Source organism: Spirulina sp. CCNP1310 (assembly GCF_034932185.1).
GTDB lineage: Bacteria > Cyanobacteriota > Cyanobacteriia > Cyanobacteriales > Spirulinaceae > Spirulina.
On the sequence record NZ_JAYGHW010000004.1, the window covers coordinates 18,114 to 39,052 of the forward strand.

Below are 20,939 nucleotides of genomic sequence, written 5' to 3' on the forward strand. Positions count from 1 at the left end.
GTTGGCGTAAGCCTGCCGGAGGCACAAAAATCTTTCGCCCCAATCTTTCGCCCCCAATTTTTTGCCCCTACAGGACTTTTTCTAAAAATTGTTGGGCGCGATCGCTCTTGGGATTCGTAAAAAACTCACTAGGGGGCGCATCTTCAGCCACTTTGCCGCCATCGAGGAAGAAAATGCGATCGGCAACTTCACGGGCAAACCCCATTTCATGGGTGACGATCGCCATCGTCATCCCCGTTAAAGAGACCGCTTTAATCACATCAAGCACTTCCTTCACCATTTCCGGATCAAGGGCTGAGGTGGGTTCATCGAAGAGCATGACATTGGGTTCCATGGCCAGGGCGCGGGCGATCGCCACCCGTTGCTTTTGTCCCCCCGATAACCTTGAGGGATAAACATCAGCTTTTTCTGCCAAGCCGACGCGGGTGAGTAATTGCTCTGCCTTTTCTTGGGCGATCGCCTTGGGCATTTGCTTGACTTTAACCGGGGCATACATGACGTTTTGCAAAACAGTCATGTGGGGGAAAAGATGAAAATGCTGAAACACCATGCCGACGTGTTGGCGCATTGTCATCACATCCACGCCCGGTGCAGTGATGTCTGTTCCATCAATGAAAATTTTGCCGGATGTGGGTTTTTCCAGGAGATTTAAACAGCGTAAAAATGTTGATTTGCCACAGCCGGAAGGGCCGATAATCGCCACCACTTCACCCTGATGAATTTCGGTGGTAATTTCCCGCAAAACTTTAAGACTACCAAAGGATTTATAGAGACGATCAACGGCGATCGCCACATTTCCCGAACTTCCATCAACCATTATCTTTTCCTCCTTAATCAATCACAATGAATGCCATCATTGCGGGTATTTTGCCAAACTCCCCTGGACTGCTAGGGGATAACGACTAAAGTCGTTACGACAAACGTTTGTAGTTTGTAGTGAAGATTTTAGTCCTCTCCCGCACTGCAATCGACTCCGTTAGCTACTACGGTGTAACCGTTGTTCTAAAACATTCGCTACCACCGTTAGCACCATCACCATCACATAGTAAACAAGTCCCGCAACCAACAACGGCTCAAAATACAGATACTTTTCAGCCCCAACAATCTGCGCCCGACGAAGTAAATCCTGCACTCCGATGGTTGATACCAGAGATGAATCCTTTAATAAGGCAATGGTTTCATTGACGAGGGCCGGCAGAATATTTTTAATTGCCTGGGGCAAAATGATATCAATCATCATCGGCTGATAAGTGACACCTAAGGACATGGCTGCTTCAGTTTGGCCACGATCCACTGCTAAAATTCCCGCCCGGATGATCTCAGAAACATAGGCCCCAGAATTGAGAGAAAAGGTCAACACCCCTGCTTGAAATGGTTGGATATTAAAGCCGGTGAGTTGTGGTGTGGCAAAGTAAATCAGCGATAGCGTCACCAATAACGGAACGCCTCGGAAAATTGAGGTGTAGGCCACCCCAAACTGCTGTAGAGGCTTAAAGCTGGAAATTTTAAACAGGGCGAGAATCGTTCCCCAAATGAAGCCGAAGAAAAAAGAGACCAGTGTAAACTGAAGTGTCACCCAGATCCCGGAGAACATGAATGGCAAACTGGGGATAACCTCATCAAACTTGAGGTTAATCTCACCCAGTAATCCGGGAGCTAGGGGAGAGGTAGAAAGCAGCGCCAGAATAGTCAATTATTCACCTGCTCCTGCTTGTTCAGCATAGTAGTCCTCAAACCATTTTTTAATCAATGATTCAAGCGTGCCATCCTCTTTCATTTCCTTGAGAACCGTATCAAATTCCTCGCGCAATTCTGAATCTTTGGGGAAGGCGATCGCCGATCCAGATTCTTCAGTCCCTCCATCTAGGGTTGTAAACTCTAAATCGGGGTTATTGGCAATGTAGCCTTTAGCCACCGTATCCTCAACAATCGCCGCCTCAATGCGCCCCGCCTTCATTTCCTGGATCAGTTCACTGATTTTGTTGCGCGGTTCGAGGGTAATATTGCCAATTTCCTTGGCTTTTTCCTGCGCTTCCTGCTCCTGAATTGAACCCAGTTGCACCCCTACCGTTTTCCCTGCTAGATCCTCATAGGTCTTAAATCCAGATCCGGCTTTGGCAACAATTGTATTTTTGGCTTCGTAATAAATGCTGGAAAAATCGACATTTTCTTCCCGTTCCGGTGTTGGGGTCATCCCCGCCATGGCAAAATCGGCCCGCCCCGCTTGCAGTGCGGGAATAATGCCGTTAAAGTCCATGTCTTGGATCTCTAACTCGTAGCCCAGTTTTTCGGTGATATAGGTGGCAATGTCAACGTCAAAACCAACGGGTTTGCCCTCACCCCGCTGCGTTTCAAAAAACTCATAGGGTGGATAATCGGCAGAGGTGGCCATCACTAAGGTTTTAGCCCCGTCTGCCGTTGTACTTTCCCCATTGCCGCTACCACAGCCGGCAATCCCACTCACCAGCAACGACGAAGAAAGGGCGAGGGCAACTAAAAAATTTCTACGTTTCATCAGGATTTAGGCATCTGCAAAGAATCAGCAAAACGGGAGTTTACCAGAATTTGCGGACTAGAATCGTAGTAAATGTTGCAGTAGGGGCGAAAAATCTTTCGCCCCAATCTTTCGCCCCAAGTCTTTCGCCTCAATCTTTCGCTCAATCTTTCGCCCCGACAGGGTGGATTAGCTCAAATAATCGTCCTGGGTTCCCTTGGCATCCAGGGCTTCACCTAGACGGTTGAGGGCGTGGACATAGGCCGCCGTGCGCATCGAAATGGATTTTTCCTGGGCGATCGCCCAAGTTGCTGCCGTTTCTGCCACCATTTTGGTATTGAGGCGATCGCCAACTTCCGCCTCCGTCCAATAGAAACCATTGCGGTTTTGCACCCATTCAAAATAACTCACCGTCACGCCCCCCGCATTGACCAAAATATCGGGGAACACCAAAATGCCCCGGCCATCCAGGATCTCATCTGCCGCTGAACTAATCGGGCCATTGGCCACCTCAAAAATATAGCGGGCTTGGATCTCGCCAGCATTGGCCGCCGTAATTTGGTTCTCCAAGGCAGCGGGGATCAACACATCCACATCCAGCTTTAACAGGTCGCCATTGCTAATAATTTCCTCGCCAATATTACAAACTGTATCGTGGCAATAGATAGATTGAATACTGTGGCGTTGGCGAAGCCTCTCCCCAGGAGAATCGCGCTTATACTCGCGAATTTTGGGAATATCCAACCCTTGGGACGCATAGATCCCCCCCTCAGAATCACTCACCGCCACCACCCGATAGCCCGCTTGGTGGAGGAACGTCGCCAACGCCGCCCCGGCATTGCCAAACCCTTGGATCGCCACGGTGGTATTGCCAGGGTGCTGATCCAGCTTCGGCAAAATATGGGTCATGACGTTATAGGCCCCCATGGCCGTCGCCGTATCCCGCCCTTGGCTTCCCCCTAGGGCTAAGGGTTTCCCCGTCACCACCCCCGGACTCGCTTTGCGCTTAATAATCGAATACTGATCCATCATCCAGCCCATCACCATCGCATTGGTGTAGACATCGGGGGCGAGAATGTCAATATCAGGGCCAATGAAATCGGCGATCGCATCAATATAGCCGCGACTCAACCGCTCCAATTCATGGCGGGACAATTCCTTCGGGTTGAGGGTGATCCCCCCCTTTGCCCCCCCAAAGGGCAGATTCAACAACGCACATTTAAACGTCATCCAAAAGGCCAGGGATTGCACCTCATCAAGGCAAACATGGGGATGATACCGCACGCCCCCCTTCCCCGGGCCACGGGTATCATCGTAGCGCACTCGATAACCCTGAAATACCCGCAATGAGCCATCATCCATCCGCACCGGAATCGAAACACTCAGGCTCGCCTTTGGAAATCTCAACCGGCCGAGAGCATCATTGGAAAGCACAACATGGTGCAGGGCTTTTTCTAAGCGACTGCTGGCATCACTCAAGAGGGAGAGTTGACTGGGGTTGTGCGCAGGAGCTTGGATCGTCATGGTCGCCTCGATTGACAGAGAATTGATCGCAATCTGCTGGAGTGCTTAAACGGGCAACATCTTGACCATGCAGAGGATGTGTCCTTTTCGGCTAGGTGTAGGATTGCTCTACCTTTATTAGACTCGTTAAAAACAGTATAAAAATATACAGATAACAAAAATTCATAAAAAATTAATTTTTTCCCATGGCGTGATTTTGCCCTGTTTGCTTGGGTGGTGATCGAAAAGAAGAGGAAAAGGGTGAGGAGAAGCGACACCAACGCTCCCCCAAAATCCCAGCGAAATTTGCGATACTGCAAAAGATGCACCCGTTCGTAGTGCGGACTTTCGTCCGCTCCCCGCCTAGACTGCTCTTGAGCTTTTCGCCCAAAGTTATCAGGCAGCGATCGCCACCACTAAGGCGATCGCCCCCCTCCCAAGACGCTCTCGAATTTTGCGCTCTTCCCTTTCTATCTCTTTGAGTAAACCCGGTGAATCCCTTTCTCCTCTTGATTGGCATCTTGGCAGCCCTTTCCGCCTCCGCCGCCGCAGGGATGCGCATCGCCTTGCCCCTCCTGCTCATTGGGCTACTCCAAGATGATCTCTGGAGTACCGTCCCCATCTTGGATTGGCTTCATCCCCAAGTGGTGGTGGGGGTGCTCACCAGTTGGTCGTTATTTGAAATGTTTGCCTCAAAGCGACAGTTAGGGCAACGGGTGAATCAATTGGTGCAATTGGGGTTTAGCCCCATTGTCGGGGCTGTCATGGCCGTTACAGCGATGAATCTCACCTCATTGGAATTTGAGCCAGTGTGGATCATCGCCATTGTCGGGGGCTTATTAGCCTTTGTCTTGAAGTTGGTACAAGTAGGCTGGTTTTTTCGCCTTCAGGGTTTGCCCCTCTGGGTCATTCTCTTAGAGGATTTGCTCTGCATTTTCCTCGTCTTTTTTGCCCTCAAAGCCCCCCAACAGGGGGGATTAATCGCCATGCTGCTGCTGTGGCTCTCGGTGCGCAGTTCCGGGGCCTGGTATCGCTGGTATCGAGGCAAAGATCGGCGGGAGGATCCCCCCCTGCCCCCCCTTAAAAAGGGGGGGTTCTGAATTAACCCCCTTATTAAGGGGGTCGGCGTAGCCGGGGGGATCCTGAGCATTAAAACGAAGCGAGATCCCCCCCTGCCCCCCCTTAAAAAGGGGGGGTTCTGAATTAACCCCCTTATTAAGGGGGTCGGCGTAGCCGGGGGGATCCTGAGCATTAAAACGAAGCGAGATCCCCCCCTTGTCAAAGGGGTGAATTGGGTTAAGGATCAACCCAACGGCCATCAGATTTGATCAAATTAATCAACTCCGTCACCCCTTGATCTTCAGGAACTTTGGTGATCTCTTCCCGACCCCGATAGAGGGAAATATAGCCGGGCTGTTTGCCCACATAACCATAATCTGCATCCGCCATTTCACCAGGGCCGTTAACGATACAGCCCATCACCGCAATATCTAAGCCGGTGAGGTGTTTGGTGGCTTCCCGGACTTTGTGTAGCACTTCCTCTAGGTTGAACAATGTCCGCCCACAGGAGGGACAGGCCACATATTCCACCATCGTTTTCCGTAAGCCCAAGGCCTGCAAAATGCTGTAGCAGACGGGAATTTCCTTTTCCGGGGCTTCTGTCAGGGAAACCCGGATCGTATCGCCAATGCCAGCGGCCAACAGCGTCGCGATCCCCGCCGTAGACTTGATCCGGCCATATTCTCCATCCCCTGCTTCCGTCACGCCTAAATGCAACGGGTAATCCATGCCCAACTCATCCATCCGTTGGGCCATGAGACGATAGGCCGCCACCATCACCGGGACGCGGGAGGCTTTCAGGGAAATGACCAAATTGCGAAAATCGAGAGATTCACAAATGCGGATAAATTCTAAGGCCGATTCCACCATGCCCTCGGGGGTGTCGCCATAGGTGAAGAGCATCCGCTCGGCGAGGGAACCATGATTCACACCGATGCGCATCGATTTACCCTGATCCCGCAGAGAAATCACCAACGGCTCTAGGGTTTCGCGGATTTTTGCGCCAATTTCTTCAAATTCTGCTTGGGTGTATTCGGTGCGATCGCTCTTCGGCTTTTCAAACACATATAAACCGGGATTGATCCGCACCTTATCGACGTGCTTGGCCACCTCTAGGGCGATCTTCATGCCATTGTGGTGGACATCGGCAACGAGGGGAACGGTTTGATAGGTGGCGGCCAGTTGGGCCTTAATTTCCGCCAAAGCCTTGGCATGGGCAAGGCTGGGAACCGTCACCCGGACAATTTCACAGCCGATTTCATGGAGGCGACGGATCCCCGCCACCGAGCCAGCAATATCAAGGGTGTCCTCGTTGATCATCGATTGGACAACGACGGGATGGCCGCCGCCGATGGTGACGGAGCCGACGGGAACCGGGCGGGTTTTGCGGCGGTGGATCGTCGTATCGGTGAAGGTAGCCGGGGTGGGAGGTGTTAGGGTTTGCATCGGTTTAACAGGGTTTAGGCATTAACGGGGCTGGGTTCTAGACCCAGAGTGGTCATCAAACGATAGATATCAAAATGGGTCTGCATCAGTTCTTGAATGCAGAGCACTTTAATCGGCTCTTGCAGACGCACCTGGCCAAAGGCGCGATCGACAATTTCCACCGTCGTCAGCGTGTCCAGGTCTACGGACAAAATCGGGATTTCCAGATCATCAGCACGGCTGAGAATGAAGTCTTGGGGGGCAGAATGGCCGGTGAGGATCAGGCAGTTGGTGGAGGTTTCTAGGGCGGCTAATTGCAATTCACTGCGATCGCCCCCCGTCACCACCGCCATATTCCGCCCCTTGCGGAAATATTCCAGGGCGGAATTGACGTTCATCGCCCCGATGGTGAGGGTTTCCACCATCAGATCGAGACGGTTACTGCGACACAGCACCTTAGCTTGGAGTTGGGTGGCAATCTCCCGGACGCTGACACTGCGCAGCAGGCTATTGCGGGGAATTTGACCCAAGACGGCGATCCCTTGGCTCTCCAGGTAGGGAACAATCTGTTCCGTGACGAGGCCTTGATCAGCGGGGGGAATATCGTTGAGTACGACACCGAGGAGGCGATCTCCTAACTCCCGTTGGGCATTGAGCAGTTGATCCACCAACGCCACGGGATGATAGCGCGTCACCAGCAACACCGATGTATCCAGTTCCACCGCCATCTCCACCAAGGACAAATTCAGCAGCCGCCCCTCCGAGAGCGTAGCCGGCCCCTCCAAAATCACCAGATCCCCTGCCAATTCATCCACATAGCCATGAATCGACAGATGAAAACCCGCCCCCTGCTTGAGGTATTGAATAAAATTGGTTTCATCCAAGGTCAACAGGGGCGCTTTCGTCTGTTGGGGGGAAAGGCTGAGGTGATCAGCAATGAACTGCACATCCGCATCCCGGTTTTCCGCCGTGCTGGCATTGGGATAGGTTCCCAAGGGCTTGCCGTAGCCAATCTGTAACCCCTGCCCTTGAAGTTGATGGGCAATCCCTAAAATCACTGCGGATTTACCACTATAAGCTGCCGTTGAACCGACCAAAAGACGCTTGGCTTGTGCCACCCCTTCACTCCTTGCTAATAATTGAACTAATGTACTGAGATTGTTTAAACAGGATGGCTTTATCCATCCATTTGTAAAAGCTTCCGATAGAACGCCCGCGAAAAATCCGCCTTGTGGGTGCGTTGGTAGTTCATAATTACGCCGATCAAATGATCGACAAACTCTGAATTTTGCATATCCACTTCGTAGGTCAGTTCTGCATTGCCATCAAACTGCAACCGGCAACGGGTAGACTCTAGGGGCAACTTGGAGACAAACCAAGTGGCCACAAAGGGAATACCTTCCCCCCCCTCAATGAGTCGCTCCCCTTCTAAGGAGCCATTTTGGTAGATGCCGATCGCCTTCGGGAGCATCCGCCGCTTTTGTCCCTGGAAGAAGGGGACATAAACCATGGCATCTTGCTTTGCCGCCGGTTGGATTTCTTCTATGGACATGGTTGCCTTCTAAAACAGAAAGTCTAGTCGTGATGATTTAAATCGTTAGGGGGAAAATTCCAGGATGATACCAATCTCTTTAATTTTTCCACTTCTTGATTGTAGGAGAGTTCGGGAAATTGGGCCAGGGTTGATTAGGATGTAGACAATCCGAAAGCTGTTTTTAGCAATGTGCGGAGGTAGGTTTGGGCATCTCCCCAACGATGGGCAAAGGGCTGTTGGCTCTGGAGGAAGACCCGCGCCGAGTTGCGCCCCGGCATCCCGGAAATGGAGCCGCCGGGATGGGTTCCCGCTCCGGTGAGATAGAGGCCTTGGATGGGGGTTTTATAATCCGCTATTTCAGGGAGGGGGCGGAAAAAGATCATTTGATCCAAAGTCATATCCATGTGGTAGTAATTCCCCTTATGGGTTCCCAAACGTTGGGCCAGTTCCGCCGGACTTTCCACCCGGCGGGCGATGACGCTGTGGCGGAGGTTAGGGGCATAGTCTGCGAGTTTGGCCATGATGCGATCGCCCACTTGATTTTTCAATTCATCTGTCCAGCCCGTCCCATCTAAACCCGTTCCTGCTGCCCCCGCAATTTGATAGGGGGCAAAAAATTCAATCCACAGCGTGTGCTTACCCTCCGGGGCCATGGAGGGATCAAGGACGGTGGGGCAAACGACGTAAAGGGAGGGGTCTTGATCGGGAATTTCCCCAAAGGCACAAAGGGCATGGGCTTTTTCCACATGATCGACGGAATCGGCAATTAAGATTGAGCCAATCAGGTTTTCCTCGCGATGGCCGTAGGCTTCAAACCGGGGCGGTTCACTTAAGGCGCAGTCAATTTTTAAAATCGTTTCATTGTTGTTGACGATGCGGCGATCGAGGCGATCGCCCAACTCCGGCGCAAGCCCCTGCAAATCACCGGGATCAAGCAGGTTTAAAAACAGGCGGCGGGCATCGATGTTAGAAATCACGCCCCGGCTGGCTCGATATTCCTGGCCCTGCACCGTTTCCACCCCCACCACCCGGCCACCGTCAATCAGCAACCGTTTCACCCCTTGATCGGTGTAAATCTTGCCCCCTTTGGCGAGGACTAACTTCACCAACGCCGCCGTTAACGCCCCCGTTCCCCCCCGAGGGCGGGACATCCCCGGACTGTGGCGCATGGCCATCATCATCGCCCCCACCGCGATCCCTTTCTGGGAAGGCGGCGCACCAATTTCCGCCGCTAACCGCGCCAGGGGAGCCTTAACGGTTTCCGAATCAAACCATTCATTGAGCAGATCCGTGGGGGAGGTGAGCATATTGCGGACAAAATCCAGGGCCTTGGTTTTCGACCCCGCCACCTTGAATAAATCCTTCAGATTCGCCGCGCCATAGTTCCCGGCAATGTCGAAAATGGCCATGGGAGGGGCATTGAAGAGGGGGGCGATCGCATTCCCCACCTCTAACCAATAGGCGGAAAACTCCGCGTATTTCTCAGCATCTCGCGGGCTATATTCGGCAATCCCGGCACAGGTTTGGGCAATGGATTTGTGGGCGACGAACTGGCTACCATCGGCAAGGGGGCAATAGACGACGGGATCACAGGGGAGATAGTCTAGGCCGTATTTCGCCAGTTCCAACTCCGCAACAACAGGGCCGAGGTGAATAAATTCGTGATCAATGGCGCAGAGGTTGAACTTAAAACCCGGTGCTTCCTCCGGCATTGCCTCCTCCGTCGTTGCCGCTCCCCCTGGTACGGGCCGTTTTTCCAACAGCAAAACCCGATACCCCGCTTTGAGCAGATAGGCCGCACAGACTAAGCCATTGTGGCCAGCACCGATGATGATCACATCGTAGGTTTCCATAAACGGGAGTAGGGAGTAGGCACATCGGTGTATCAGTCTAGTCCAAAGCGTCTCTTGTCGCTATACTGGGGCTATTGCTCTTGACTTGCTTTCATGAATCCAGCAGTAAAAGTCGTTGAACCGTCCGGTATTTTAGACGGCACGAAAGCGAACGAATTTCGCCAAGAAATCAGTGAACACGTGGCCAAAGGGGTGCAGATGATCCTGATTGATTTTAAGGATGTCACGTTTATGGACAGTTCGGGCTTGGGGGCCTTGGTGTTGGCGTTGAAAACGGTACGGGCCGCCAAAACCCAGATGTGCCTTTGCTCGATTAATGAGCAAATCAAGATGTTGTTTGAATTAACCAGTATGGATCGCGTCTTTGATATCTACAGCGATCGCGAGGAATTTGAACTGGCCCTTGGGGCTGAATAACCCCCTTAATGGGCGAAGCGAATTTCCAACAGGGATAAATCATCATCAAAATCGGGCTTACGGGCGAGGGTGCGCACCACTTGGATAATGTCATCTAGGTTCCGCTCTCGTTGCCGATGGTAGGTTTCCAGTTGGCCAATGAAGGGGTCAATGCCCCAGATTTCGCCATTGTGTTGGGGAATTTCGTAAATGCCGTCACTAAATAGGTAGAGGCTCGATTGCGCCGCCACGGTGCAGACGGCTTCTTCGTATTCCACATCAGGGAACATCCCCACGGGAAAGCCGGGGGTTTTGAGGGGGAAGGTGGCGATCGCTCCCCCCCGTTGCGGGGAAATCAAAATCGCGGGGGGATGGCCCGCACTGGCATAGGTCAGTTGTCGCTTCCGTTGGTTATAGACCCCATACCAAATCGTGAAATATTTATCATTGCGGGCAGTCATTTGGAAAATTTCATTCAACCCCGCTAAAACTTGGCTGGGTTTGCGGTAGTCCACCTGTTTAAGGGCTTGCGATCGCAACAAATTCAGCACCGACACCGAAGGCAACGCCGCCCGCAACCCATGGCCCGACACATCCAATAAATACATCACCGCATACTGATCATCCAACCAGTAGTAATCAAAACTGTCCCCCCCCAACTGACTCGAAGGGATAAAGCGCATATCCACAATCAAAGGGGGATAGGGGGAAGGCTCCGGCAACAGGGAGCAGACATAATCGGCAGCTTCTGCGAGTTCTGCCTCAATCAATTGCTTTTGCCGCTTGAGGTCATTGTTCAATTGATACAACCGCAGGCCCGAGCGAATCCGCGCCTCTAGCTCAAACATCTCAATGGGTTTACACAAGAAATCATCCGCCCCCGCATCCAACCCTTCCACCCGATCCTCCACCGATCCCTTCGAGGTGAGCAGAATAAAAAACGTGGTGGCTAACTCCGGCAAAGATTTAACATGACGACACACCTCTAGCCCATTCATCTTAGGCATCACCCAATCACAGATCACCATCGCGGGATGCAAGGCTTGCACCTGCGCCAGGCCATCGGCTCCATTGCCGGCCACAGTCACCTCATACCCCCGACTTGCCAGCGTCCGCTTTAACAGCATTTGAATGGCAGGGTCATCATCAATAATTACAATATTCTCCATAGCAGAGCCGTTCTTGTGAGTCATGAGACGGGAAGCCAACAGATCTGATTGGCATCTTGATTTTGACATCCTCTCCCCGTAATCGCTAGGCGATACAGGTAGAGATTCCCCGGATCACCCCTTGAATGTCCTCCTGCTGTCCATGTCCTGAAGCCTACACCACCCCATGACCGAGTTTCACTGCTGTTGCAGGCTACACCCCTAGGGAGCAGGGTGACGGATCTTGGTAGAATTTGCCTAGGACAGCGGGGGCGATCGCCCCTTTCCCTAAACATCACCACTGGCCTTGAGCATTGCCAGTACAACCCCCAGCAGGATTGAAGCATCCTTGACGGGCCAGGATACGCTGGAATTGCCCCCGAAATTGGTAACAGGATCACGTTTTAACCCCATTTATCGTTAATTTTAATTTTCTATGAATTGCTTGATCTCAACCGCCGATCTCGCTGACCACCTCAATGATCCAGACTGGGTGGTGATCGATTGTCGTTTTCAACTGGCAGACCCCCAATGGGGTCGCAGCCAATATCACCATAGCCATATTCCTGGGGCTTACTATGCTGATCTTAACCAAGACCTCTCGGCTCCCGTCGGGCCAAAGGGTGGCCGTCACCCGCTCCCGGAGCCTGACCAGTTGGCGGCAAAGCTGACAGCGATGGGCGTGGTGTGGGGCCAAACCCCCGTTGTGGTTTATGATGACGCTCGGTTTGCCTTTGGATCACGGCTGTGGTGGTTATTGCGCTATTACGGTCATAAACAGGTGCAGGTGCTTGATGGCGGGTGGCCCGCTTGGGTGCGGGAGGATCGCCCCGTGACTGAGGCAATCCCCACCCCCCGGGCCGGGGCCTTTACGCCCCAATTGCAACGGGATTGGGTGGTGGATATCGCCACGGTGCAACAACCGGAGCGGGGGTTTATCTTGGTAGACTGTCGCGATCGCGATCGCTATCTCGGCCATCACGAACCCATTGATCCCATTGCCGGCCATATTCCGGGGGCAATTAATCGCCCCTGGCGGGAGATCACGACAGCGGCAGGTTACAGTCAATCTCCAGAGGTACAGCGGGATCTTTGGGCGGATCTGCCCTGGGATCAGGAGCTTGTGGTTTACTGTGGTTCTGGGGTGACAGCTTGTGTGAATCTCCTTTCTCTAACGGTGGCGGGGCGGCCCTGGGCCAAGCTTTATCCGGGGGGCTGGAGTGATTGGTGCGCCCATCTCAGCAACACCGCTTGAGATTCTGCCCCAATTCCCGCCTAGGGTCAAAGTGTTGTGGGATACTTTTAAAGCGCGTGCCGGTGATTTTCCCCGGATTCACGCCCAGTACCCCCTGAACAAGGGGATCGTCTACCCTAGGGGAGCGATCGCCCCGGCTCACGGTCTGACAGCGTTGACCGAATCACAGCCAGTACAGTCTCCTGATGGGGGAGCGACTTAAAATTCGCAATCCGCAGGATTACGGTACTGACTGATCAGGGCAAAGGCTGTATCTATTATTTTCATTTAAATGACCTAAGTCTTGATTTTTTATGTTTTTCCCTCAAAATCGTTTATCTATTTTTGTTGATGGCAATAATATGTTTTATGCTCAACAAAAAAATGGCTGGTTTTTCGATCCCCGTCGTGTTTTAGAATATTTCAAAAGTGAACCCACGGTGATGCTCGTCAATGCCTTTTGGTACACGGGCTTGAAGGATCCCCAAGATCAGCGGGGCTTTCGAGATGCGTTGATTAGTTTGGGTTATACGGTGCGCACGAAAATTCTCAAGGAATATTATGATGATTCCTCCGGGCGTTATTCCCAAAAAGCGAATTTAGATATTGAAATTGTCGTCGATATGTTTAACACCTGCGAGCAGTATAACCGCGTCGTTTTATTCAGTGGTGATGGCGATTTTGAGCGGGCCATTGAACTGTTGCGCTCGAAAAATACCCACATTACCGTTGTGTCCACCGAAGGCATGATCGCCCGCGAACTCCGCAACGCCACGGATTGCTATATCGATCTCAACGATGTGCGCAACCACATCGAAAAGCTGGATTATTGAGGATCCCCCCTGCCCCCCTTAACAAGGGGGGTTCGGATTAACCCCCTTATCAAGGGGGTCGGCGTAGCCGGGGGGATCGTGCGCCTCATCGTGCAGCGGGATCCCCCCTGCCCCCCTTAAAAAGGGGGGTTTTGGATATTGGGTAAGTAAAGCCCGACAAACTCTCAAACTGGCTGTCGTTTTAATTGCCTCCGGATTGATGTGGGTGGCGGTGGCGGCATAGCCTTGGGCCTGAAGTTGGGCGATTAGGTGCGATCGCTTCGGTAAATCCCCTTTTATCCCTTGGGCGATCGCCCGTAAAGGGTAAAAATAGGGGGGCAACATTGCCTCAGCAGCAAAGCAAGCCAGCAATTGCACCACGTCCCGCCATTGCCAGGCGGCGGCTAATTCCCCCATTTGCTTCACCCAAAGGGGATCATGCAATGGCCCTAACCACATTGGCCCCGTTAATGTTAACGGTTGCTGATCCTGAAGACAGGAACAACGACCCAATCGCCGCCAAGGGATCACCTGATAATCGCCGCAATGGTGGCAATAGCCTAACCAACCGTAGGTTTTCGGGTTGAACTGGCGGCGCGGGGTTAGCTGCACCAAAAGGCGATAGGTTTCCCCGGTGAAATAGGCAAAGCCGGGGCGGATGCCATAGCCCATCGTTGCCGCTTGGCGTTGCAATATCCCTAAAAGAATGCGTAGCCCCTGCTCATGGCCCGCCGGATGGACGCGGGCAATCCCCCCAAAGGCGGGTAACTGCTCCGGGGGGAGATGGCCGGTGAGCGATCGCCCGTCCGTACTCGTCAAATATAACCAGCCCCCCAACGGCATCGCCCCCAAAGCATAGGGCAATTCCCCTAAGGGATCGCCAAAGCCATCGAGATCAATAAAATCGTAATCATCCTGTGCTGCCATGCAACGGGCCAAGAGCCGCCGGGCCGGTTCATGGCTGATGCGGCACTGTTGTACCGGGCGCAAATTGGCCGCAATCACCGAGGCTAAATCGGGATTGCCCTCGTTGCACCAGACAAAATCCGCCCCACTTTCGACAGCATAACGGAGCGATCGCACGCCACAGCCCGCCATCCCCTCCAAAACCCGCAACCGACCGCACTGTTGGCGATGGAGCGCCGCCGCCAATACGCCCAAATCCCGCACGAGCCGGCCTTGGGGTCGGAAAAAAGCGCCCCCCACTTGAAAGGACACCGCCCCCTCTTGTTGGCTATCCATCAACCGGCCAACACCTGTCGCTGCATTGCCGCCGCAATTTGGTCAATGGGTAAAATTTGCCGCGCCCCATTGAGGGCGATCGCCTCCTTGGGCATCCCAAACACCACCGAAGTCGCCTCATTTTGGGCAATGGTATGGCCGCCAGCTTGGGCGATCGCCGCCAACCCATCCGCCCCATCACGCCCCATCCCCGTCAGCAACACCCCCAGGGCCGCGCTGCGATAATACCGCGCCACTGATTCCATCATCACCGTCACCGAGGGCCGATGGCCATCCACCTTCGGCCCCGCTGATACTGCAAACTGCCCTCGCTGATCCATTTGTAAATGCATCTGCTCCGGCGGAAAATAAATCACACCCCCTTGGGGCATTTCGCCCCCTTGGGCAATGCGGATCGGCAAAGCACAATGGAGCATCAGCCAATCGATCAGCCCCTGTAAAAACCCAAAACTAATATGCTGCACGATCACAACCGGCGTGGGCCAATCCCCCGGCAACGCCGCCAAAATCGTTTTCAACGCTTGGGGGCCCCCCGTCGAAGCCCCGATCGCCACCATCTTTACCCGGCTACTCTGGCCTGAAGTACGGAGCGGCATGGGGGGGAGCATAGGCAGGATTTGAGGCACAGCAGTGGGGGATTTACGATAGCGGGTAAACACCCGCACCCCCGATAACACCTGAATCTTCCGCACCAACGCCGCCTGAATCGCCTCATATTCACTGATATCCTGCACCAAAGGCTTCGGAAAAATATCCACCGCCCCCGCATCTAGGAGGGCAAAAACATTTTTCGTATCCTCCTCCTGCACCGAAGCACTGATCACCAAGATCGGAATCGGAGTTTTCGCCATCACCTCATAGGTAAATTGCAGCCCATCCATTTGGGGCATATGGAGGTCTGTACAAATCACATCGGGGTTCAGTTTGGGGATCATTGACAACGCCTCTAACCCCGTTTTCGCCACCCCCACCACCTCCACATTCCCAGAAGCATTTAAGATCCGCTTGAGAATCGCTTGAGCAATCAAAGAATCTTCAACCAGCAAGACACGGGTGGGCATAGGAATTAGGGGAATGAAGGGGAATTAAACGAGGCGTTCTAAGGTTTCGAGGAGCACCGATTGATCAAATGTGCCTTTGGTAATATAGGCATTGGCCCCCGCTTCGGCTCCCCGACGGCGATCGTCTTCTGAAGAAAGAGAAGTGACCAAAATAATCGGCAACTCGTTATATTCGGGATATTCCCGAATGCGACGAGTCATGGCCAAACCATCCAGATTCGGCATTTGCACATCACTGATTACCGCATCAAACTGACCGGCTTTCAGTTTATTAAAACCATCCAAGCCATCCACGGCGGTGATGACGGTGTACCCTGCTCCTTCTAAGATACGCTTTTCTTGAGTCCGAATGGTGATTGAATCCTCCGCGAGCAGAACCGTTGCCCGTTTAGTGGTGGTTTTTCTATCGTTGGCGGTGAGATCGGGGCGAGGCACGAAGGCAGTACGCCCCCGCTGAATACTTTTGAGCAGATCCATCGGATTGAGAATCATACAGACTTCTCCTGTTCCTAAAATGGTTGCTCCGGCAATATTCCGGACTCGTTTCAGCAATTTACTCTGGGGTTTAAGTACGACATCTTGGGTATCAATGACCTGATCAACAAAGAGGCCAAACCGTTCATCGCCCATGCGGAGCAAAATACAAGGGAGGCTCCGGTTGCCGTTGGCTTCGGCACTGAGGGTTTCAATGTCGAGGAGTTGGGCGAGATGGGCAACGGAAATGGCTTGGCCTTGGATGGCGATGGTTTCCCGGCCTTCGACGGTAAAGACATCATTGGGATCAATGAGCAGGGAGGTTTCCACATATTCCACGGGGATGGCTTGGGTCAACCCGCCCACATCAACGAGTAAGACGTTGGCGGTGGCGAGGGTTGTCCCCAGTTGGATGCGGAAGGTGGTGCCTTGGCCGGGGGTGGATTGGACTTGAATACTGCCTTTGAGGTGTTCCACATTGGTTTGCACCACATCAAGGCCCACACCCCGGCCGGAAACTTCGGTGATTAAGGTTTGGGTGGAAAAGCCGGGGGTGAAGATCAGGTTATAGATCTGGGCGGGGGTCATGGCGGCCAATTCGTTGGCACTGTGGAGGCCGCGCTCGATCGCCTTGCGTTTAATTTTTTCTAAATCCAAACCCCGCCCATCATCACTGACTTCAATGATCACATTGCTGGTGGTTTGATGACCCTTGAGGCGGATCGTGGCGGTGGGGGGCTTACCGGCGGCGAGGCGATCGCTCGGTGATTCAATGCCATGGTCAATGGCATTACGAATAATATGCATCAGGGGGTCTTTCATTTCCTCCAAAATGCGTTTATCGGCGGTGGTTTCGCTCCCTTCAAGGATCAGTTCAATGTCTTTGCCCTGCTGTTTGGCTAAATCCCGCACCATGCGAGGAAAGAGGCTGAAAATATTCGACAGCGGCAACAGTCGCAGCGTGCGGATCCGGTCTTCAAGGTTGCCCGCAATCATTTCTAAGCGGGTGGAGTTTTCCTGAGAAGACAGTTTCAGTTGTTGCAGGAGCGTATCGAGGCGTTCGATCAGCGTTTGCTCCTGCTCGCTTTGGTTCTGGCCGGTGTGGCGGGTTTTCCATTCCCCCCAGGTATTGAGGACGCTTTCTAGCTCTGAAGCCACATGGGCAATGCGGATTTTCGTCACGGTGAGTTCCCCCGTTTGGGTGATCAGGTCGTCCAGGTGGCGGGTGGCGACGCGGATCGTTTCGATGCGGTAGGGTTCAGTGCCGGTTTTGCCATTGGTGGCGGTGGGGATGACGGTGGTGGTGGTGGTTGGAGGAGTGGGGGGAGAGGGTTGAGGAGTGAGGGGGAGTAAAGGTTCTGGGGTTGAGGGAATTTCTGGGGTTTGGATGGCGACGGGTTCCGGTTCGGGAAGGGGGGCGACTTCGTGATCTGCCTCCGTTGCGGCGGGGTTGGGGTGAGTGGGGGGAGCAGGGGGGGGAGCGGCTCCCATGAGGGGGGCGGGGGTGTGGAAGGAATCCACGCCGCTGGGATTGCCGGTGACGGCTTCGTTGACGAGTTTGCGGACGGCATCGAGGCCCTGATAGAAGCGATCGCTCAATTCCGGGGTGAGGGTGACTTCCTGCCGTTGGAGGCCCCCAAGGAGATGTTCAATTTGGTGGATCAGCTTCTCCACCGTATTCACCCCCAACATCCGGGAATCCCCTTTCAAACTGTGGGCCTCCCGGAGCAGTTCTTCGAGGGGACTGAGATCATCGGGGCTTTTTTCCAGTTGTAGTAAGCCCGCTTCGAGTTTTTGGAGGTGCTCCTCGCTGGCGGTTTGGTAAAGATTCCGGAGTTCTTCGTCTTCGATAAACATAGGATTTTCGGGATGGAACGTGAGCGGATTTAAACCATCGCCTGGAGGTTCAGGGTGGTTTCATTGAGTTTCTGGGTGCCAATTTTGGTTTGGCTAATGCCCCAGGCGGTTTCCTGGGCCCCCTGATTGATTTGGTTCATAGCCTGGACGACTTGGGCGATCGCCGTGGCCTCTTCTTGGATACTGAAGGCAATTTGCTGACTACTCAACACCACTTCACTAATCGCACTGTTGACTCCGGCAAAAGCTTGGGCGGTTTCACGGGTCAAGACCACGCCACTTTCAACACTTGCGGTGCTATCGCGGGTGACGGTAACGGTGGTTTGCACCGCCTGTTGAATGGCCCGGACGCGATCGCCAATATTTTGGGTCGATTGTTGGGTTTGTTCGGCCAATTTGCGAATTTCCGCCGCCACCACCGTAAAGCCTTTACCCTGTTCCCCCGCCCGCACCGCCTCAATGGCCGCATTCAGGGCTAACAAATTCGTCTGTTGGGCAATTTCATCCACCAAGCGGGCAATATTCTCGATCGCCCCCGCTTGCTCCTGCAATTCCTGGGTTTGGTGGGCAATGGCCGCCACCGTTTCCTGAAGCCGCTGGATGGCGGTGAGGGTATGGCTGGCGGCTTGGTTGCCCTGCTCCACCAGCGTTAACACCTGTTGCGATCGCGCCACCACCGCCTTCACCTGCCGGGAGGACTGTTGAGAAGCCGCTTCCAGTTGGCTCATCGTCGTTGTCGTTTCCTGCACCGAACTCGCCTGCTGTGTCGCCACCGTTTCCTGTCTCGCTGCCACAGCAGCAATTTCCTCACTCGTCGTCGCCACCGTGTTAATCAGTTCCTCCACCGTGCCGGTTATCGCCTCCGAGAGAAATTTCCGCAGGGGCGAAAGTACCACGACAATCGTGATCGTCAATACCGGCACAAAAATCCATAAAATCCACCGAAAGACTTGGGTCGCCACGAGCCGTTCCGCTGCCGCCGTTTCTGACTGCAAATCAATTAACTCATTTAACTGGGCTGTAATTGGATCAATGGCGTTATAAATCCGATTATTAACCGCTCTGATTTCAAGGGCATTTTGAGATCTTAACGCTGCCACTAAACGATCTAATTCTGGCTCTGACTGCGCAAATAAAGCTTCAGCTTGATCAACCATATCCAATTCCCCTGGCGTTAATTGCGTTTGCAAATAAATCCGCCAAGTTTCGGCGATCTGACGGCGAGCCGATTCAATTTCTTGGGTGGCTGTGATCGGGGTCATCAAACCTGAATCGGCTTTATGGGTGGCATCAACAATTGTGACCGCATAGGCATCGGAAACCGCTTTAATCTGTTGCATCGGGATGACACGATCATCATAAATCGTCCGAACTTGCCGATTCATGAGCCAAAATCCTGCAATCGAAAACCCGCCTAAAATACCGAGAAGCAGAGCAGGCAGGAGGCTAAACAATTGAATTTTAGCTTTGAGATTCATGATTATTTAACTCTAAGGGGATAAAACAAAGATAATGTAATGAGTAGATTACCCTTGCTTCAATATGAATCCTGTGTTGATCATAGCCCTGAATTAAACTGCCCTTTAATAATGGTTAAATTGTTGTTAAATGATCGTTAACAAGAATTGCGGTAAACCCCTCCCTGACACCCACAAGAGGGACATCCTCTTTCCCATAACTGGGCAAAATTCCGGACTTCTCCCCCATTGATCTGCTGACAAAGGCAACATATTGATCCAAGGCTCCTGAAATTGAGCCAACTGTGGAAATTTAACGACACCCACCGGCTCTCATTGTTTTCACTGTACTCTGCTTTCAGACATCAATTCGGGTTTTTTAATAAATCAACATCATCCTTCCCTGGGGCCTGAACCCCAACGCTTTCAACCTGGGCCAACCAGGGTAAAAGAGCTTGATGAAACAGATCTGGACATTCATCCTGGGGGCAATGGCCCGCCCCGGGGAGAGCCACAAACTGAAGGCGGGGGTTCAGGTGGCGGAAATGATGGGAGAGGGCAAAGGGGACAAAGCGATCGCTCTCCCCCCAGAGCAATAAAATCGGCTGGGTTAAGCCCGCAATCACCGCCGTCATCGGGGGGGAAAAATCCGCCCCCCGCAGGCTGTGGAAAAGAGCAACTAACGTATCCCCCGCCCCCAGGTCATAGGCCGGATTCGACAAAATCTGTACCAGTTCATCATCCACCGCCTCCCGATGGGGATAGGCCAGCGTCACCCAAGGGCGAATCACCGCCGGGCGGCGCACCCAAGCCAGGAGTAACTTCAACAGCAAAGGCGGCGTAAACATCCGTTCAATCGTATTCACAAGGGGCCGCAAAGGCGCGGGAATCGCCCCCTGACTTAAGGCCACATCCGGCAAATTAATCAACGCCACCCCCGCCACCATCTCCGGATAACGGGCTGCGGCCAAAGCACAAACCAATGATCCTAAAGAATTCCCCACCAACACCACCGGCCGCCCAATCCAGGTGGCCCAAAAATCATGCACCTGCTCCACCCAAAGATCCAAGCTATAGCGGGTTTTAGCCTTGCGGGAGCCGCCAAACCCCAAAAGATCGAGGGCATAAACGGGGCGATCGCCCCGCAACACCGGAATATTATGCCGCCAATGCTCAAGGGCCGCCCCAAACCCATGGATCAAAATCACCGGCAGCCCCCGCCCCTCCCCACCAGCAGGGGTAAAACTATAGCGCACCGGCCAGCCCCGCCAGACCCAATCCCGTTGGCGACCAATGCGCTGCTCCCACGGCCACTGTTCCCGTTCTGTCTTACCCACCCCACCCATCCCCCATCATCCTAATGCCCATCCCCATTGTAGGGTCTTGATGA

The 20,939-nt window shown here is 53.2% G+C and carries 18 protein-coding genes; 4 read left to right on the forward strand and 14 right to left on the reverse strand.

Going from position 1 to position 20,939, the window contains the following annotated elements; translation table 11 throughout:
- Nucleotides 1-67 precede the first annotated feature (67 nt).
- The 4 genes from VB712_RS01880 to VB712_RS01895 form a co-directional block, all read right to left on the reverse strand.
- Nucleotides 68-817 (reverse strand): amino acid ABC transporter ATP-binding protein, encoded by a 750-nt coding sequence (locus VB712_RS01880; RefSeq protein WP_323251554.1) that lies wholly within the window; start codon nt 815-817, stop codon nt 68-70.
- Between the two features lie 159 nt (nt 818-976).
- Nucleotides 977-1,693, reverse strand: a complete 717-nt coding sequence (locus VB712_RS01885; RefSeq protein ID WP_323251556.1) for an amino acid ABC transporter permease — start codon at nt 1,691-1,693, stop codon at nt 977-979.
- The gene (locus VB712_RS01890) at nt 1,694-2,515 is read right to left on the reverse strand and encodes a transporter substrate-binding domain-containing protein (protein ID WP_323251558.1); all 822 of its coding nucleotides are present in this window, start codon (nt 2,513-2,515) and stop codon (nt 1,694-1,696) included.
- Nucleotides 2,516-2,683: 168 nt separating this feature from the next.
- Nucleotides 2,684-4,018, reverse strand: coding sequence for a Glu/Leu/Phe/Val dehydrogenase (locus VB712_RS01895; protein ID WP_323251560.1), 1,335 nt, complete (start codon nt 4,016-4,018; stop codon nt 2,684-2,686).
- A 488-nt stretch (nt 4,019-4,506) separates the two neighbouring features.
- On the opposite strand from VB712_RS01895, the gene VB712_RS01900 reads away from it, so the two are divergent.
- Nucleotides 4,507-5,097, forward strand: a complete 591-nt coding sequence (locus VB712_RS01900) for a DUF4126 domain-containing protein (RefSeq protein WP_416236224.1) — start codon at nt 4,507-4,509, stop codon at nt 5,095-5,097.
- A 196-nt stretch (nt 5,098-5,293) separates the two neighbouring features.
- Here the strand turns inward: VB712_RS01900 and ispG are convergent, their stop codons facing one another.
- The 4 genes from ispG to crtO form a co-directional block, all read right to left on the reverse strand.
- Nucleotides 5,294-6,502 (reverse strand): (E)-4-hydroxy-3-methylbut-2-enyl-diphosphate synthase, encoded by a 1,209-nt coding sequence (gene ispG, locus VB712_RS01905; protein ID WP_323251564.1) that lies wholly within the window; start codon nt 6,500-6,502, stop codon nt 5,294-5,296.
- A gap of 14 nt (nt 6,503-6,516) precedes the next feature.
- Nucleotides 6,517-7,599 carry a phosphotransacetylase family protein gene (locus VB712_RS01910; RefSeq protein WP_323251566.1) on the reverse strand — a complete coding sequence of 361 codons (1,083 nt, stop codon included), beginning with the start codon at nt 7,597-7,599 and terminating at the stop codon, nt 6,517-6,519.
- Between the two features lie 59 nt (nt 7,600-7,658).
- On the reverse strand, nt 7,659-8,033 hold the full coding sequence (gene ebsA / locus VB712_RS01915; protein WP_323251568.1) for a type IV pilus biogenesis protein EbsA: 375 nt from the start codon (nt 8,031-8,033) through the stop codon (nt 7,659-7,661).
- A gap of 134 nt (nt 8,034-8,167) precedes the next feature.
- A complete protein-coding gene (crtO, locus tag VB712_RS01920) occupies nt 8,168-9,868 on the reverse strand; it encodes a beta-carotene ketolase CrtO (protein WP_416236222.1) in 1,701 nt (566 codons plus the stop codon).
- 93 nt (nt 9,869-9,961) lie between these two features.
- Here crtO and VB712_RS01925 point away from each other — a divergent pair, with 93 nt between their 5' ends.
- On the forward strand, nt 9,962-10,285 hold the full coding sequence (locus VB712_RS01925) for an STAS domain-containing protein (protein WP_323251570.1): 324 nt from the start codon (nt 9,962-9,964) through the stop codon (nt 10,283-10,285).
- Nucleotides 10,286-10,290: 5 nt separating this feature from the next.
- Here the strand turns inward: VB712_RS01925 and VB712_RS01930 are convergent, their stop codons facing one another.
- Nucleotides 10,291-11,433 (reverse strand): PP2C family protein-serine/threonine phosphatase, encoded by a 1,143-nt coding sequence (locus tag VB712_RS01930; protein ID WP_323251572.1) that lies wholly within the window; start codon nt 11,431-11,433, stop codon nt 10,291-10,293.
- A 415-nt stretch (nt 11,434-11,848) separates the two neighbouring features.
- Here VB712_RS01930 and VB712_RS01935 point away from each other — a divergent pair, with 415 nt between their 5' ends.
- Nucleotides 11,849-12,667, forward strand: coding sequence for a sulfurtransferase (locus tag VB712_RS01935; RefSeq protein ID WP_323251574.1), 819 nt, complete (start codon nt 11,849-11,851; stop codon nt 12,665-12,667).
- Between the two features lie 293 nt (nt 12,668-12,960).
- On the forward strand, nt 12,961-13,479 hold the full coding sequence (locus VB712_RS01940; RefSeq protein ID WP_323251576.1) for an NYN domain-containing protein: 519 nt from the start codon (nt 12,961-12,963) through the stop codon (nt 13,477-13,479).
- A gap of 18 nt (nt 13,480-13,497) precedes the next feature.
- Here the strand turns inward: VB712_RS01940 and VB712_RS01945 are convergent, their stop codons facing one another.
- The 5 genes from VB712_RS01945 to VB712_RS01965 all read right to left on the reverse strand — a co-directional run bounded on the left by VB712_RS01945 (nt 13,498) and on the right by VB712_RS01965 (nt 20,886).
- Entirely contained in the window at nt 13,498-14,700 is a 1,203-nt protein-coding gene (locus VB712_RS01945) for a tRNA (guanine-N1)-methyltransferase (protein ID WP_323251578.1), read from the reverse strand.
- On the reverse strand, nt 14,700-15,761 hold the full coding sequence (gene cheB, locus VB712_RS01950) for a chemotaxis-specific protein-glutamate methyltransferase CheB (protein ID WP_323251580.1): 1,062 nt from the start codon (nt 15,759-15,761) through the stop codon (nt 14,700-14,702). The genes VB712_RS01945 and cheB overlap by 1 nt, the downstream gene beginning before the upstream one ends.
- Nucleotides 15,762-15,785: 24 nt before the next feature.
- Nucleotides 15,786-18,092 (reverse strand): hybrid sensor histidine kinase/response regulator, encoded by a 2,307-nt coding sequence (locus VB712_RS01955; RefSeq protein WP_323251582.1) that lies wholly within the window; start codon nt 18,090-18,092, stop codon nt 15,786-15,788.
- A gap of 29 nt (nt 18,093-18,121) precedes the next feature.
- Nucleotides 18,122-19,570, reverse strand: coding sequence for a HAMP domain-containing methyl-accepting chemotaxis protein (locus VB712_RS01960; protein WP_323251583.1), 1,449 nt, complete (start codon nt 19,568-19,570; stop codon nt 18,122-18,124).
- A gap of 344 nt (nt 19,571-19,914) precedes the next feature.
- The gene (locus VB712_RS01965) at nt 19,915-20,886 is read right to left on the reverse strand and encodes an alpha/beta fold hydrolase (protein WP_323251585.1); all 972 of its coding nucleotides are present in this window, start codon (nt 20,884-20,886) and stop codon (nt 19,915-19,917) included.
- Between the last annotated feature and the right edge of the window lie 53 nt (nt 20,887-20,939).

Bases quoted from the DNA above. Each gene is read 5' to 3' on its own strand.
- VB712_RS01880 (WP_323251554.1), bottom strand. From the start codon at position 817: ATGGTTGATGGAAGTTCGGGAAATGTGGCGATCGCCGTTGATCGTCTC.
- VB712_RS01890 (WP_323251558.1), bottom strand. From the start codon at position 2,515: ATGAAACGTAGAAATTTTTTAGTTGCCCTCGCCCTTTCTTCGTCGTTG.
- VB712_RS01895 (WP_323251560.1), bottom strand. From the start codon at position 4,018: ATGACGATCCAAGCTCCTGCGCACAACCCCAGTCAACTCTCCCTCTTG.
- ispG (WP_323251564.1), bottom strand. From the start codon at position 6,502: ATGCAAACCCTAACACCTCCCACCCCGGCTACCTTCACCGATACGACG.
- ebsA (WP_323251568.1), bottom strand. From the start codon at position 8,033: ATGTCCATAGAAGAAATCCAACCGGCGGCAAAGCAAGATGCCATGGTT.
- crtO (WP_416236222.1), bottom strand. From the start codon at position 9,868: ATGGAAACCTACGATGTGATCATCATCGGTGCTGGCCACAATGGCTTA.
- VB712_RS01925 (WP_323251570.1), top strand. From the start codon at position 9,962: ATGAATCCAGCAGTAAAAGTCGTTGAACCGTCCGGTATTTTAGACGGC.
- VB712_RS01930 (WP_323251572.1), bottom strand. From the start codon at position 11,433: ATGGAGAATATTGTAATTATTGATGATGACCCTGCCATTCAAATGCTG.
- VB712_RS01935 (WP_323251574.1), top strand. From the start codon at position 11,849: ATGAATTGCTTGATCTCAACCGCCGATCTCGCTGACCACCTCAATGAT.
- VB712_RS01940 (WP_323251576.1), top strand. From the start codon at position 12,961: ATGTTTTTCCCTCAAAATCGTTTATCTATTTTTGTTGATGGCAATAAT.
- VB712_RS01945 (WP_323251578.1), bottom strand. From the start codon at position 14,700: ATGGATAGCCAACAAGAGGGGGCGGTGTCCTTTCAAGTGGGGGGCGCT.
- cheB (WP_323251580.1), bottom strand. From the start codon at position 15,761: ATGCCCACCCGTGTCTTGCTGGTTGAAGATTCTTTGATTGCTCAAGCG.
- VB712_RS01955 (WP_323251582.1), bottom strand. From the start codon at position 18,092: ATGTTTATCGAAGACGAAGAACTCCGGAATCTTTACCAAACCGCCAGC.
- VB712_RS01960 (WP_323251583.1), bottom strand. From the start codon at position 19,570: ATGAATCTCAAAGCTAAAATTCAATTGTTTAGCCTCCTGCCTGCTCTG.